The organism is Azorhizophilus paspali (genome assembly GCF_043587585.2).
Classification (GTDB): Bacteria; Pseudomonadota; Gammaproteobacteria; order Pseudomonadales; family Pseudomonadaceae; genus Azotobacter; species Azotobacter paspali.
Genome location: NZ_CP171449.1, coordinates 3,730,711 through 3,743,158, shown reverse-complemented (window position 1 = coordinate 3,743,158; position 12,448 = coordinate 3,730,711). Strand labels below are relative to the sequence as shown.

The following is a 12,448-nucleotide window of genomic DNA, read 5'->3' as shown; positions in this document are numbered from 1 at the left end:
TGTCATGGCTTTCGCCCGGAGATCCGCGGCGAATGAGGAGCGAAGTATGACCGCCAGCGAAGACAAGTTCACCCGGCAGACGCTGCTCGAGGTTTGGCCCTGGACAGACACCCTGTTCAGCCTGCGTTGTACGCGCCCGCTGGAGTTCCGTTTCCGTGCCGGCCAGTTCGCCCGTCTCGGCCTGTGCAAGGCCGACGGCGGTACCGTCTGGCGCGCCTATTCGATGGTCTCGGCGCCGGCCGACGACTACCTGGAGTTCTTCTCCGTGGTGGTGCCGGGCGGCGACTTCACCAGCGAGCTATGCCGCCTCGGGCCTGGCGATGCGTTGCTCGTCGAGCGTCAGCCCTATGGCTTCCTCACTCTCGACCGCTTCCCGGACGGCCGTGATCTGTGGCTGCTGGCTACCGGCACCGGGCTCGGGCCTTTTCTGTCGATCCTGCGCGAGCCGGAGGTCTGGCAGCGGTTCGAGCGCATTCTGCTGGTGCACAGCGTGCGCACCCAGGGAGAACTGGCCTACCGCGGGCAGATCGGCGAACTGCCGGCGCGCATGCAGCCACCGGGTGGCCGGGCGCGGCTGCAATATCTGCCACTGGTGACCCGCGAGGCCGTGCCTGGGACCCTGCACGGGCGCATCACCACGCTGCTCGACAACGGCGAGCTGGAGCACGCAGCCGGTCTGGCGCTCGATCCGGCATATTCGCGGCTCATGCTCTGCGGCAACCCGCAGATGATCAAGGACTGCCGGGAACTGCTCAAGGCGCGCGGCCTGCAGCTCAGCCTGAGCCGCAAGCCGGGACAGGTGGCGGTGGAAAACTACTGGTAGTGGATGTACCTCTTGGCCTGGGCGGCGGCCGCTGGCAGAGTCGTATCCTCAGGGCGGCCGTCCGGCCGCCGGCAAGTCTTGGGTGAGGGATAGATCAGATGACGGAGATTCTGGACAACCTGATCGCTTTGTTGAGCCTCGAGCCCATCGAGGAAAACCTATTCCGCGGCCGCAGCGAGGACCTCGGCCTGCGCCAGTTGTTCGGCGGACAGGTGCTTGGTCAGGCGGTATCGGCCGCCAGCCAGACGGTCGAGCCCGGCCGCCAGGTGCATTCGCTGCACGGCTACTTCCTGCGCCCCGGCGATGCCAGCTTGCCGGTGCTCTACGAAGTCGACCCGCTGCGCGACGGCAAGAGCTTCAGCGCGAGGCGGGTCACCGCGATCCAGAAGGGGCGGCCGATCTTCACTTGCGCCGCCTCCTTCCAGGCCGGAGAGCAGGGGCTCGAACACCAGCGGCCGACGATACCCGAGGTGCCGGGGCCGGAGGGGCTGCTTTCGGAAACCGAGCTGGCGCGGCAGGTCGCCGACCGGTTGCCGGCGCGCATTCACGACTGGGCGATCAGCACCAAGCCGATCGAGATCCGTCCGGTGACCCAGGTCAACTCCTTCTCCCCCGAGCCCTGCGAGCCTATCCGCTACGCCTGGTTCCGCGCCGACGGACGCCTGCCGGACGATCCGCACCTGCACCGTTACCTGCTTGCCTACGCCTCGGATTTCTCCCTGTTGAACACGGTGCTGCAGCCGCACGGGGTGTCGGTGTTCCAGCGCTTCATGCAGGTGGCCAGCCTCGACCATGCCCTGTGGTTTCATGGCGATCTGCGCCTGGACGACTGGCTGCTGTTCGCGGTGGAAAGTCCCTGGGCCGCCAACGCCCGCGGCTTCGCCCGTGGCCATGTGTTCGACCGCGATGGCCGACTGGTCGCCTCCATGGCCCAGGAGGGGCTGATCCGCCTGCGCGAGGACTTGCAGTGAGGTTCGCCGCCGCCCGCCACTGGGTATTCGACATGGACGGTACCCTGACCGTCGCCGTCCATGATTTCGCTGCCATCCGCCGCGCCCTGGAGATCCCCCCGGAGGACGACATCCTCCACCACCTGGCGACCCTGCCGGCGGAGCAGGCGCTGGCCAAGCGGGCCTGGCTGCTTGAACACGAGCGCACCCTGGCCCTGGGGGCGCGTCCGGCCGCCGGCGCGGTCGAATTGGTGCGCACGCTGTGCCGGCGCGGCTGCCGCCTCGGCCTACTGACGCGCAACGCCCACGAATTGGCGCTGCTTACCCTGGCGGCGATCGGCCTAGCCGACTGCTTCGCCGGTGTGGATATCGTCGGTCGCGACGAGGCACCGCCCAAGCCGCATCCCGGCGGCCTGTTGCAACTGGCCGCGGCCTGGGGCGTGGCGCCCGCGGAGCTGGTGATGGTCGGCGATTACCGCAACGATCTGGAGTGCGCGCGTGGCGCGGGGGCGTACGCCGTGCTGATTCGCCCGACGGAAAATCCCTGGCCCGAACTGACCGACTGGCAGGTGCGCGACTGTTTCGAACTGCTGGAGCAACTGTGCGGCGAGTGAAGTCCCGGTCACAGCCGGCTGGTCTGGAAGGTGTTGCAGCGTCCGCTTTCGCCGTTCTCGAAGCCCATCCGGAACCAACGCACCCGCTGTTCCGAGGTGCCGTGGGTGAAGGAGTCGGGCACCACCTGACCACGACCGTGGCGCTGCAGGCGGTCGTCGCCGATGGCATTGGCGGCGTTCAGGGCCTCTTCCAGATCGCCGGGCTCCAACCAGTCCAGGCGCCGCTGAGCATGGTGGGCCCAGACCCCGGCCAGGCAATCGGCCTGCAGTTCCTGGCGCACCAGTAGGCCGTTGGCGCCCTCCATGCGCTCGCCGCGCTGGCGGGCGGCATTCACCTGAACGGAGACACCGAGCAGGGTCTGTACGTGATGGCCGACTTCGTGGGCGATCACGTAGGCCTGGGCGAAGTCGCCGGAAGCGCCGAAGCGCTGAGCCAGTTCGCGGAAGAACGCCAGATCCAGGTAGACCCGCTGATCGGCCGGGCAGTAGAAGGGGCCGACCGCCTGGCTGGCGAAGCCGCAGGCGGAATTCACGCCCTGGCTGAACAGTACCAGGGTTGGCTCCCGGTATTGGCGCCCGGCCTGCTGGAACAACTGGCGCCACGTGTCTTCGGTGTCGCCGAGCACGGCGCGGACGAATTCGGCCTGTTCGTCGTTGGCGGGCGGTGCGCCGCTCTGTCCCGTGCCGGGCGAACTCTGGCTGGTCAATTCGGTGAGGATCTGCCCCGGGTCCTGGCCCATCAGCAGGCCGACGATCACCACCAACGCAATGCCGCCGAGGCCGAGTCCCTTGCCGCCGACGCGCATGCCGCCGCTACGCGCGTCCACCACGTTGTCGCTGCGTCGAGCTCGTTTCCAGCGCATGGCGGTACTCTCTCCGAGTCGAGCGATTACTCTTCAGTCTAGGCGGCGATTCCCAGATTGCGCGGCGGAATCGCCAGCCCCGGCGCGGGCTCAGCGCGCCGGATAGTCGGCGAGCGTGCGTCGCTCGCCGCTGCGGGTGACGCCGATCACCTGGTAGGCGTCTTGGCGCTCGCCGATCTCCATGCCCGGCGAGCCGATCGGCATGCCCGGCACGGCGACGCCGATCAGGCCCGGCTCGCGCCGCAGCTTGAGGATATCGGCGGCCGGCACATGGCCCTCGACGAACTTGCCGTCGATCAGCGCGGTATGGCAAGAGCCCAGACCGTGGGGTACGCCCAGGCGGGACTTGAGCGCAGCCATGTCCGCCTCGATGTGGTCGTCGACGGCGAAACCATTGGCCTGCAGGTGGCGGACCCAGTCCTGGCAGCAGCCGCAGTTGGGATCGCGGTACACGTCGATGGCGACGGGGTCGGCAGCCTGGACGGCGCCGGCGAAAACGAGGGCGAACAGGATGGAACGGTGCATGGGAATCTCCGGTGAAGGCGAGCGTGCAGGATAATCCTCCCGTTCTGGCGGCCCAACCCCGTCGGTATGGCGAACGAATGGTGTCGGCGCGGGTCTTTTGTTGATCGCCACACAGATGGCCAAACGCCGTCCCGCTCCGGGGCGGCGGCGCATTCCTTCTGATGGAGAGAGTCGACATGCTTTTCGCCCGAATCGTCCTGCTGCTTCAGGTCGTGGTCATGGGCGGCGTGGGCCTGGCCTACTGGCTGCGCCCCTACGAAATGGCCAACCTGAACGGCATGCTGTTGATGGAGGCGGTCTCGGCGAGCAATACCCGGGTCTATTATGGCGGCCTGCAACTGGGCCTGGCGCTGTTCCTGCTGTGGTCGACCTGGCGCCCGGAACGGGTGCGCAGCGCCCTGGTGCTGCTGATCATGATGCAGGCGGCGCTGGTGCTGGCGCGAATCGGCGCGCTCTGGCTGGATGGCGGCACCCTGCGCAACCTGGACATCGGCGCGCTGTCCTACAAGCTGCTCAGTGCGTTGCTGGCGCTGCTCGCCTTGTACCGCTTGAAGCCCGAGCCCGCTGTGGCGCCGCCGTTGCCGGTGACAACGGCGCCGAAAGCCTTCGACGACGACTTCGAGCACCTGCACCGCCAGGAACCGTCACTCGAACATCCCGACGAGAAGCGACACGACTGAGCGCGGTTCAGCGCCGCTCCAGCAGCACTCCCGACTCCATGTGGTGGGTGTAGGGGAACTGGTCGAACAGCGCGCAACGCACGATGCGGTGCGTGTCGTGGAGCTGGGCGATGTTCGCCGCCAGGGTTTCCGGGTTGCAGGAGATGTAGAGAATGCGCCCGAAGCGCCGAGCCAGCTCGCAGGTGTTCGGGTCCATGCCGGCGCGCGGCGGATCGACGAACAGGCTGCCGAAGTCGTAGCCCTTCAGGTCGACGCCGGCCAGCCGGCGGAACGGCCGCACCTCGTTGAGCGCCTGGGTCAGTTCCTCGGCGGACAGGCGCACCAGGGTCACGTTGTCCACGCCGTTGCCTTCCAGATTGGCCAGCGCGGCGTTGACCGAGCTCTTGCTGATCTCGGTGGCCAGCACCCGGCGCACGCGGGTCGCCAGCGGCAGGGTGAAGTTGCCATTGCCGCAGTACAGCTCCAGTAGGTCGTCGCCGCGCTCGCCCAGAACTTCATAAGCCCAATTCAGCATCTTCCGGCAGACCACGCCGTTGGGCTGAGTGAAGGCGCCTTCCGGCTGGCGGTAGCGGAAACGCCGCCCGGCCACTTCCAGCTCCTCTTCTACGTAGTCGCGGCCGACGACCAGCCGCTGGCCCCGCGAGCGGCCGACGATGCTCACCCCCAGCTCCACGGCGAGCCGCTCGGCGGCGGTCTGCCAGAAGGCGTCCAGCGGGCGGTGGTAGCACAGGGTGATCAGTGCGTCGCCGGCCAGGGTGGTGAGGAATTCCACCTGGAACAGCTTGAAGCCCAGCGCGGCGTTTTCCCAGGCGGCCTTCAGGCGCGGCATCAGGTCGTTGATGGGCTTGCTGGCGATGGGGAAGTCGTCGAGGAGGATAGGCTTGCGCTTGTCGCCGAGATCGAACATCGCGTAGTGGCGTGCCTCGCCCTCGCGCCACAGGCGGAATTCGGCGCGCAGCCGGTAGTGCTCGCGGGGCGAGTCGAACACCTCCGGCTCGGGCGCGGCGAACGGCGCCAGCAGTCCGCTCAGGCGTGCCTGCTTGCCGGCCAGTTGGGCATCGTAGTGCGAAGGGTCGAAATGCGGAAGACTCATGGGCGGCTCACGGGGCGTGAAAGTGGGGGATGGCTCATGCGCCGAACCAGCCGAGCTTGACCACGAACAGCGCGGCGAGGATCAGCAGCGCCGGGTTCAGTTCGTGGTGACGGCCGGTGCAGAGCTTGATCGCGCTCCAGGCGATGAAACCGAAGGCGATGCCGTTGGCGATCGAATAGGTCAGCGGCATGGCCAGGGCGGTGACCAGTGCCGGCGCGGCGCTGGTCAGGTCGCTCCAGTCGAGTTCGCCGAAAGCGGACACCATCAGCACGGCGACGAACAGCAGCGCCGGCGCGGTGGCGAAGGGCGGAATGCTGGCGGCCAGCGGGGCGAAGAACAGGCTGAGCAGGAACAGCAGGGCGACGGTGCAGGCGGTCAGCCCGGTGCGTCCGCCGGCGCTCACCCCAGCGGCGGACTCGATGTAGCTGGTGGTGGTCGAGGTGCCGAGCAGGGCGCCGCCCATGGCTGCGGTGCTGTCGGCGATGAGCGCGCGACCTATCTTCGGCAGGCGGCCGTCCGCGGTCATCAGCCCGGCGCGGCGGGCCACGGCGATCAGGGTGCCGGAATTGTCGAACACGTCGATGAAGAGGAAGGCGAAGACCACGCTGACCAGGCCGATCTCCAGGGCGCCGGCGATGTCCAGTTGCAGCAGGGTCGGCACCAGCGACGGCGGCGGCGCCAGCACCCCGGCGAAGGGGACGACGCCGAGGCCGACGGCGGCCAGGGTCACGGCGAGGATGCCGAGCAGCACCGCGCCGGGCACCCGGCGCGCCTCCAAGGCGACGATCAGCAGAAAACCCAGCGCGGCGAGGATCGGCGGGGCCTGGGTCAGGTCGCCGAGGGTCAGCAGGGTCACCGGATGGCCTTCGACGATGCCGGCGTTCTGCAGGGCGATCAGCGCGAGGAACAGGCCGATGCCGGCACCGATGGCCAGGCGCAGCGGGAGGGGAATGCTGTCGACGATCCACTGGCGGATGCGCAGCACCGAGATCAGGAAGAACAGGCAGGCGGAGAGGAACACCGCGCCGAGCCCCACCTGCCAGGTGTGGCCCATCTGCAGCACCACGCCGTAAGTGAAGAAGGCGTTGAGGCCCATGCCGGGGGCCAGGGCGATCGGATAGTTGGCGATCAACCCCATCAGCGACGAGCCGATGGCCGCGGCCAGAGCGGTGGCGACGAACACCGCGCCCTTGTCCATGCCCGTCTCGCCGAGGATGCCCGGATTGACGAAGAGGATGTAGGCCATGGTCAGGAAGGTGGTCAGGCCGGCCAGCAGTTCGGTGCGCACCGTGGTGCCATGGGCTTCGAGTCGGAACAGCTTCTCCAGCATGCGGATCTCCGTCGGTGCCCCGGCTCGGGGAAAGGCCGGGCGGGGCGCGCCACGCCGCGCCGCGCGAAAGGGCTGCGGATGATAGCAGCTCGGCGTAACCGGGAAAATTTGCCGGGCGCACGGCTGTAAAGGTTCGACGGATTGCTCGCCAGGATATCGAGGCCGCCGAAGGCCTATTCGGCTGCTTCGATCATCCCGGCGCTCCAGCGCTCGCGCGAGCCGGCGCGCCGCAAAAACCGCCGTTACCCCTGTGGAGTTCGTCGCCCTGGTTCGCGGAGAAAACCGATGGCGATGCCCTCTATCTGCAACCGGCCTTCGACCGACCGGCAGACTTTCCGCGCGGCGCCCAAGGTGCTCGCCGAGCCGGGTCTGGCGCGGCCGCTGCCACCGACCGCGGCGCTCGAGCGGCTAGCGCCGGCCAACTACGCGCTGTGCCTGAGCCTGCCCGACGTCAGCGCCCCGGTGTAGCTGGCGCCGGCCCTCGACACTCCGAGGGGGCGCGCCAAGCCGAGCTTTCACTGTGGCTGCCTGCCGGTGGCCGTCCATGGGCGGGCACGCCTTCGCCGTGCTCGACGCCGGCGGCCTCGACGATTTGCCGGGTACCTTCTCCGGTGACGCGCAGCAGCGCCTGCAGGTCGTCCGCAACCCGGTTTCCGGCCATCATGGACGAGCCTGTCAGTCCGGGCGCGGTTGCTCGACCTGCTGCGCGGGCGTGGCGATTGTCATCCACGACCCTCCCGTCGCTCCCTGCTGGCCGACCGGCTGATGGTGATGCGTCGCTCGCGGCTGGTGGATGACCGACCGGGGGTTGGACGATCCGCAGCATGCCTATACGCGGCTGCAGCCATGGGCGGTTTCTGTCTACCGCTGGTCTTGCGCAAAAAGCTTTGCCGGCAAGCCGGCTCCCGCAGGGGATTGGCATAGGGGAGCCGCCAACACGGCGTCATTTCCCTTCGGTGTCGGTGCGAGGGATTCCGAGTGCTTGCTTGCGAACCGGTTTGCATCCGGGGCGAACGGCCCTCTCCCCAGCCCTCTCCCAGGGGGAGAGGGGGCAAGTCGGTGTAGCGCCGAAGCTCAGGCGTCACGCGAGGCGCCGCTGCGGTCGTTCGTCCAATCTCCCAGTCCCGCACGTTCCAACCCCCTCGCCCTGCGGGAGAGGGCTGGGGTGAGGGGCCAAGCCACGCCTAGCCTTCACCTCTTCCTTTTGCCGGGGCAACGCCGGTTCGCCCGGGAAGAACGGTACCGCGAGTAGTATGGGCAAGTACCCGCTCGATGCCGGGCAGATGGCTGTCTTCAGCCGCCGGCAGAAAGCCAATTCGCTGGCATACAGCGACCGTCAGCGGCGCGCCAGCGTCGAGGAATGCCGGGCGCGCGGGCTGTCGATCGCCGACCTCGACGACGCGACCTTCGAGTACGTCGCCGAGTCGGCTGGCTTCGGCATGTCCATCGCCGGGTTCCCGACCAGCCTCGCGGCCGCGCAGGCCAGCCACCGCACCGGACTCGAAGTGCCGATGGGGCGCCGAACCTGGTCCGCGGCGGCTCGCACTCGGGTAATATCGCCGTGGCCGAACTGGCGCGTCAGGGTGTGCTCGACATTCTTTTCAGCAACTATTTATCCGGCGGGCCTGCTGCCGGCCGGGTAGGACATGACTACGACCTGCCCTGGGCGGTGGCCACCGTCACCCGCGCGCCGATCTGCTGCGGGCGCGAGCGGTGATGCGGCAGAAAAGGGGAACGGGTGGGGTGTTCTGATGGGCGGACGGCTGATTTATCTGATGGGCGCCTCGGGCTCCGGCAAGGACAGTCTGCTGGAGGCCGTGCGCGAACGTGTGCTGGTGGTTGGCGGGCGGATCGTCCGGCGGGTCGTCACCCGCTCGCCGGAAGCGGTTGGCGAAGACGCGCTCGGCGTTTCGCTGGAGCGCTTCGAGCAACTGTTGGCCGAGGGCGCCTTCGCTCTGCACTGGCGGGCCAACGGGCTGGCCTACGGCATTCCGCGGCAGATCGACGACTGGCTGGTCGATGGTCGTGATGTGCTGATCAACGGCTCGCGCAGCCACCTGGCCGAGGCGCGGCGGCGCTACCCGGAACTTTGTGCGGTGCTATTGACGGTCGAGCCGCAGGTGCTGCGCCAGCGGCTGCTGGCGCGCGGCCGCGAGACGATCGAAGAGATCGAGGCCCGGCTGGCGCGCAACGCGCGGTTGCCGCTGGATAATGAGGATTGCCAGCGGCTGGATAACTCGGCCAGCCTGGCGCAGACCGCCGAGGCCCTGCTGCAGCTGATCCGGAAGCGCGCATGCGCCTGACCCTACCCGGCAGGGGCAATGCCCGCCAGGTGCAGGTATACGGCTACGAGTGCGTCGTTTGCGAGCGGGCGCGGCGGGGCCGGCCCCGACACGCTCGGACTCGCCGAGGCCAGTGCCGCGCCGCTTGCCGCGTAGCTGTTCGACCTGTTGCTGCCGGACTGCTCGGAGCCGCCGCAGCCGGAGCCGTGCAATCACAACGACTTGCCGCGGGCACTGGCGATCGTCGCGCGGCTGCGTCCGGCCGAGACGGTGCCGACCCACATTGGCCATAACCTCGACGCCTGGCTGATGCGGCATCCGACGGCGTTGCCGGCGAGGGGACAGGCGCTGCGAGCGCGCGCGGCCTGACCCCGCTGCTGCGCCTGGGCATGACCGGTTTCGCCCTATTCGCCGGACTTCCAGGCACTCTGGAAACTGCCCTATACCGAGGCCGGATGGATCGGCGGCGGCTTTTTTCTCGGTTACGTGTCGGCGGTGGCCGACCTGGAAGAGCTTTAACGCGAGTTCGGCGTGTTCGAGGACGAGCTGGCCAAGGCGATCGGCTACGACATCGAGTTCCAACCGGTGACGAATCGGAGCGCAGTGCGCTAAGCGCCGCGCTCCATCATCTAACGCTTCCGGGCGGCGAGCCATGCGCTGACGCGCTCCGCATCGCTGTCGGCAGGGTAGACGGGGTAGAACACTTTCTCGATCCGCCCGGCGCGGGCGATCAGCGTGAGCCGCTTGATCAGCACCTGCCCGGCCACCGCGAAGGTGGGAAGCCGCAGGGCTCCGGCGAAGGCGAGCCGAGCGTCGCTCAGCAGCCGAAACGGCAGGTGCAGTCGCTCGACGGCCTCTCGCTGGTACTCGGTATCCTGCGTGCTCAGGCCGTAGACCGATGCGCCCAAGGCGTGGAGTTGCGCATGATGATCGCGATAGGCGCAGGACTGGGGCGTACAGCCGCGAGCACCGGGTAGCGCATTCCATGCCTGCGTGCCGCCGAGCGGTTCCTGATCGGGTTTCCCCGTCCGTGGGTAGCAATAGACGACGACCCAGGGCGTTCCTGCCCTGGAAAGGTCCACGCTTTCTCCGGAAGTCGCCGACAAGGCGATCGTGGGTAGGTGCATACCGGGGAGGTGGTCGCAGGCTCCATCGTCCTGTGGCACGGGCAGATCGTCGGGGAGGGCGTGAAGGTTGTCCGAGCGCATGGTTACCGGCTCCTTTGGCCATGGGAGACTCGGGCAGTCTCTCATGGACTGCGCTCCGTTGCATCCGGGTGGCGTCTTTGCACGGCTCGCGGGCGGGGGCAGGGGCCTCTTTCGGCTGCAGGCACTACGGCGTCCAGGTCAGCGAGAGCAGGACGCCGCGGCCGTCCTGGCGGAATTCGTGCAGGCCGAAGCTGGTGTAGAAGGGAGTATTCGGCCGGTTGTAGAGCACTTGCGAATACTCCTTGTCGAGCAGGTTGTCGATCTTGACCTGCCATTTCAGCGCCTCGCTCATCTGCCAGCTACCGCGCAGGCCGAGCAGGGCGTACCCGGCTATCCCGTGCTCGTTGGCGTCGTCCTCGTAGCGGCTGGATACCGCCTGCCAGCCGATGCCGGCGGAGAAGGCGCCGAAGCGGCGGTCGAGGTCCAGGCTCAGGTTGCGCCTGGCCCGGCGCGGCAGGGTGTGGCCGCTGTCGCGATCGCGCGGGTCGACCAGGCTGGCGGCCAGCGCCGTCTGCCAGCCGAGAATGTCGCGCGACAGGGCCAGCTCCAGCCCCTGCAGGCGCGCCCGGTCGATGTTCTCCAGACGGTCGGAGAGGTTGCCCGGCCGGCTGGTTTTCACGATCAGGTCGTCCACCTCGGTACGGTAGGCGGACAGGCTCCAATGGGTTCCGCGGTGTTCGCCGCGCAACTGGATCTCGTAACTCTTCGAGCGCTCCGGCGCAAGGTCGGGGTTGCCGGCGTAGGCCGGGGTGGCGGGGAAGTAAAGTTCGTTGAAGCTCGGCGCGTGGAAGCCCTCGGCGTAACTCAGGATCAGTTCGGTGGCGCGTGCCAGGTCCAGGGTTAGCGCCGCGCTCCAGCTTTCCTCGCTGCCGAAGCGCCGGTTGTCGTCGTGGCGCAGGCCGATCTCGACGCCAAGACGTTCGCCCCGGTAGCTATGGCGGACGAAGGCCGCGCGGTTCCAGCGCCGGGTTTCGTCATAGTCGAGTTCGCCGTGCAGGCGTTCTTCGTACCACTCGGCGCCGAGCAGCAACTGCCGGCGCTCGTCGAGCCTCAGGGTATTGAACCAGGCCAGTGAGTCCCGGTAGGTGTTGAAGCTGTAGTTGTTGACGATGTTGTGGTCGTCGCGGTTCTTGCTCTGGTTCTCGAAGTGGCCGGCTTCGATTCGGCTGGTCCAGGCCTCGCTGGGATGGATCTCGAGGTGGGCGGCGACACTGCTGACGACGAAGCGCTCGTAGGGAGCGCCGGGCCTGAAGCTGTAGACGTCGTCCAGTTCGCTCTCGCCGCGCTGGTCGAGCAGGTTCAAGCCGGCCTGGAGGTTGTCGGCGAAGCGGTGCTCCAGGGTCAGGTCGAGAGCACGGCTGCGGAAGCCGTCGTGATCGGCATCGCGCCCGCGATTGTCGGAGCTGCGGTCGAAGCCCTGGCTTTCCACCTGGCTGGCGCCCAGGTCGAAACGGGTCCGCTCGTCGCCGCCGGACAGGCCCAACTCGCGTTCGAAGGCGCCCCGGTTACCGACCGCCAGACGCAGGCGCGGCCGCAGGCCGGGCTCGCCGCGACGGGTGAAGATGCGGATCAGCCCGCCGATGGCGTCGGCACCGTACTGACTGGCCAGGGGACCACGGATCACCTCGATCCGCTCGATGCGTCCGGGGTCGAGGAGTTCCAGGCGGGCCATGCCGCTGGCCGCGCTGTTGATGCGTACCCCGTCGACCAGTACCAGGGTCTGGCCGGGATTGGCGCCGCGAATGAAGGCGCCGCTCAGCGCACCGCGTCCGCCGCCCTGAGCCATGAGCACGCCGGGAACCCGGTTCAGCAGTTCCGGCACGCTTTGGGCCTGCAGACGCTCGATATCGTCGCGGCTGAATACCGTGGCGGCGGCGCTCGCCGACTCGACGGGAGCGTACAACTTGCGCGAGACGACGCTCTGGTGCGGCAAGCGGAAGGCTGCTGGAGCCTCGCTCGAGTCGGCGGCGAGAGGGGGCGTGGGCAGCAGGGCGGTGGCCAGGGCGAGCCGGGCCATCCGCGGCGCGCGCCGTAGCGCCGGCGGACCGGATGGAGCGGGGCGAAGCCGCCGGAAGGCCGG

The 12,448-nt window shown here is 68.4% G+C and carries 14 protein-coding genes; 8 read left to right on the top strand and 6 right to left on the bottom strand.

Features of this window, described 5'->3' with window-relative positions; genetic code table 11:
• Positions 1 to 46 precede the first annotated feature (46 nt).
• From ACGI6K_RS18075 to ACGI6K_RS18065, 3 genes are all read left to right on the top strand, one after another.
• Positions 47 to 823 carry a ferredoxin--NADP reductase gene (locus ACGI6K_RS18075; protein WP_376948971.1) on the top strand — a complete coding sequence of 259 codons (777 nt, stop codon included), beginning with the start codon at positions 47 to 49 and terminating at the stop codon, positions 821 to 823.
• Between the two features lie 98 nt (positions 824 to 921).
• Positions 922 to 1,794: an acyl-CoA thioesterase II gene (gene tesB, locus ACGI6K_RS18070; protein WP_376948969.1), complete on the top strand. Its 873-nt coding sequence runs from the start codon at positions 922 to 924 to the stop codon at positions 1,792 to 1,794.
• A complete protein-coding gene (locus tag ACGI6K_RS18065; RefSeq protein ID WP_376948967.1) occupies positions 1,791 to 2,387 on the top strand; it encodes an HAD family hydrolase in 597 nt (198 codons plus the stop codon). Before tesB ends, ACGI6K_RS18065 begins: the two co-directional genes overlap by 4 nt.
• A gap of 8 nt (positions 2,388 to 2,395) precedes the next feature.
• Here ACGI6K_RS18065 and ypfJ read toward each other — a convergent pair whose 3' ends face one another.
• Together ypfJ and ACGI6K_RS18055 are read right to left on the bottom strand one after the other, a co-directional pair.
• Entirely contained in the window at positions 2,396 to 3,250 is an 855-nt protein-coding gene (gene ypfJ, locus ACGI6K_RS18060; RefSeq protein ID WP_376948965.1) for a KPN_02809 family neutral zinc metallopeptidase, read from the bottom strand.
• Positions 3,251 to 3,340: 90 nt separating this feature from the next.
• Positions 3,341 to 3,775, bottom strand: a complete 435-nt coding sequence (locus ACGI6K_RS18055; protein ID WP_376948963.1) for a DUF411 domain-containing protein — start codon at positions 3,773 to 3,775, stop codon at positions 3,341 to 3,343.
• Positions 3,776 to 3,951: 176 nt separating this feature from the next.
• Here ACGI6K_RS18055 and ACGI6K_RS18050 point away from each other — a divergent pair, with 176 nt between their 5' ends.
• Positions 3,952 to 4,455, top strand: a complete 504-nt coding sequence (locus ACGI6K_RS18050) for a DUF4345 family protein (protein ID WP_376948961.1) — start codon at positions 3,952 to 3,954, stop codon at positions 4,453 to 4,455.
• A 7-nt stretch (positions 4,456 to 4,462) separates the two neighbouring features.
• Here the strand turns inward: ACGI6K_RS18050 and trmA are convergent, their stop codons facing one another.
• Positions 4,463 to 5,548, bottom strand: a complete 1,086-nt coding sequence (gene trmA, locus ACGI6K_RS18045) for a tRNA (uridine(54)-C5)-methyltransferase TrmA (protein WP_376948959.1) — start codon at positions 5,546 to 5,548, stop codon at positions 4,463 to 4,465.
• 34 nt (positions 5,549 to 5,582) lie between these two features.
• Entirely contained in the window at positions 5,583 to 6,878 is a 1,296-nt protein-coding gene (locus ACGI6K_RS18040) for an NCS2 family permease (protein WP_376948957.1), read from the bottom strand.
• 285 nt (positions 6,879 to 7,163) lie between these two features.
• On the opposite strand from ACGI6K_RS18040, the gene ACGI6K_RS18035 reads away from it, so the two are divergent.
• From ACGI6K_RS18035 to phnN, 4 genes are all read left to right on the top strand, one after another.
• Positions 7,164 to 7,346: a hypothetical protein gene (locus ACGI6K_RS18035; RefSeq protein WP_376948955.1), complete on the top strand. Its 183-nt coding sequence runs from the start codon at positions 7,164 to 7,166 to the stop codon at positions 7,344 to 7,346.
• A gap of 76 nt (positions 7,347 to 7,422) precedes the next feature.
• Positions 7,423 to 7,644, top strand: a complete 222-nt coding sequence (locus ACGI6K_RS18030) for a hypothetical protein (protein WP_376948953.1) — start codon at positions 7,423 to 7,425, stop codon at positions 7,642 to 7,644.
• A 487-nt stretch (positions 7,645 to 8,131) separates the two neighbouring features.
• Entirely contained in the window at positions 8,132 to 8,521 is a 390-nt protein-coding gene (locus ACGI6K_RS18025; RefSeq protein WP_376948951.1) for a hypothetical protein, read from the top strand.
• A gap of 108 nt (positions 8,522 to 8,629) precedes the next feature.
• Positions 8,630 to 9,181, top strand: coding sequence for a phosphonate metabolism protein/1,5-bisphosphokinase (PRPP-forming) PhnN (gene phnN / locus ACGI6K_RS18020; RefSeq protein ID WP_376948949.1), 552 nt, complete (start codon positions 8,630 to 8,632; stop codon positions 9,179 to 9,181).
• Positions 9,182 to 9,789: 608 nt separating this feature from the next.
• Here the strand turns inward: phnN and ACGI6K_RS18015 are convergent.
• Positions 9,790 to 10,368 (bottom strand): peroxiredoxin, encoded by a 579-nt coding sequence (locus ACGI6K_RS18015; protein WP_376948947.1) that lies wholly within the window; start codon positions 10,366 to 10,368, stop codon positions 9,790 to 9,792.
• Between the two features lie 124 nt (positions 10,369 to 10,492).
• On the bottom strand, positions 10,493 to 12,385 hold the full coding sequence (locus ACGI6K_RS18010; protein WP_376949152.1) for a TonB-dependent receptor domain-containing protein: 1,893 nt from the start codon (positions 12,383 to 12,385) through the stop codon (positions 10,493 to 10,495).
• Between the last annotated feature and the right edge of the window lie 63 nt (positions 12,386 to 12,448).

Bases quoted from the DNA above. Each gene is read 5' to 3' on its own strand.
- ACGI6K_RS18075 (WP_376948971.1), top strand. From the start codon at position 47: ATGACCGCCAGCGAAGACAAGTTCACCCGGCAGACGCTGCTCGAGGTT.
- tesB (WP_376948969.1), top strand. From the start codon at position 922: ATGACGGAGATTCTGGACAACCTGATCGCTTTGTTGAGCCTCGAGCCC.
- ypfJ (WP_376948965.1), bottom strand. From the start codon at position 3,250: ATGCGCTGGAAACGAGCTCGACGCAGCGACAACGTGGTGGACGCGCGT.
- ACGI6K_RS18055 (WP_376948963.1), bottom strand. From the start codon at position 3,775: ATGCACCGTTCCATCCTGTTCGCCCTCGTTTTCGCCGGCGCCGTCCAG.
- ACGI6K_RS18050 (WP_376948961.1), top strand. From the start codon at position 3,952: ATGCTTTTCGCCCGAATCGTCCTGCTGCTTCAGGTCGTGGTCATGGGC.
- trmA (WP_376948959.1), bottom strand. From the start codon at position 5,548: ATGAGTCTTCCGCATTTCGACCCTTCGCACTACGATGCCCAACTGGCC.
- ACGI6K_RS18040 (WP_376948957.1), bottom strand. From the start codon at position 6,878: ATGCTGGAGAAGCTGTTCCGACTCGAAGCCCATGGCACCACGGTGCGC.
- ACGI6K_RS18035 (WP_376948955.1), top strand. From the start codon at position 7,164: ATGGCGATGCCCTCTATCTGCAACCGGCCTTCGACCGACCGGCAGACT.
- ACGI6K_RS18030 (WP_376948953.1), top strand. From the start codon at position 7,423: ATGGGCGGGCACGCCTTCGCCGTGCTCGACGCCGGCGGCCTCGACGAT.
- ACGI6K_RS18025 (WP_376948951.1), top strand. From the start codon at position 8,132: ATGGGCAAGTACCCGCTCGATGCCGGGCAGATGGCTGTCTTCAGCCGC.
- phnN (WP_376948949.1), top strand. From the start codon at position 8,630: ATGGGCGGACGGCTGATTTATCTGATGGGCGCCTCGGGCTCCGGCAAG.
- ACGI6K_RS18015 (WP_376948947.1), bottom strand. From the start codon at position 10,368: ATGCGCTCGGACAACCTTCACGCCCTCCCCGACGATCTGCCCGTGCCA.
- ACGI6K_RS18010 (WP_376949152.1), bottom strand. From the start codon at position 12,385: ATGGCCCGGCTCGCCCTGGCCACCGCCCTGCTGCCCACGCCCCCTCTC.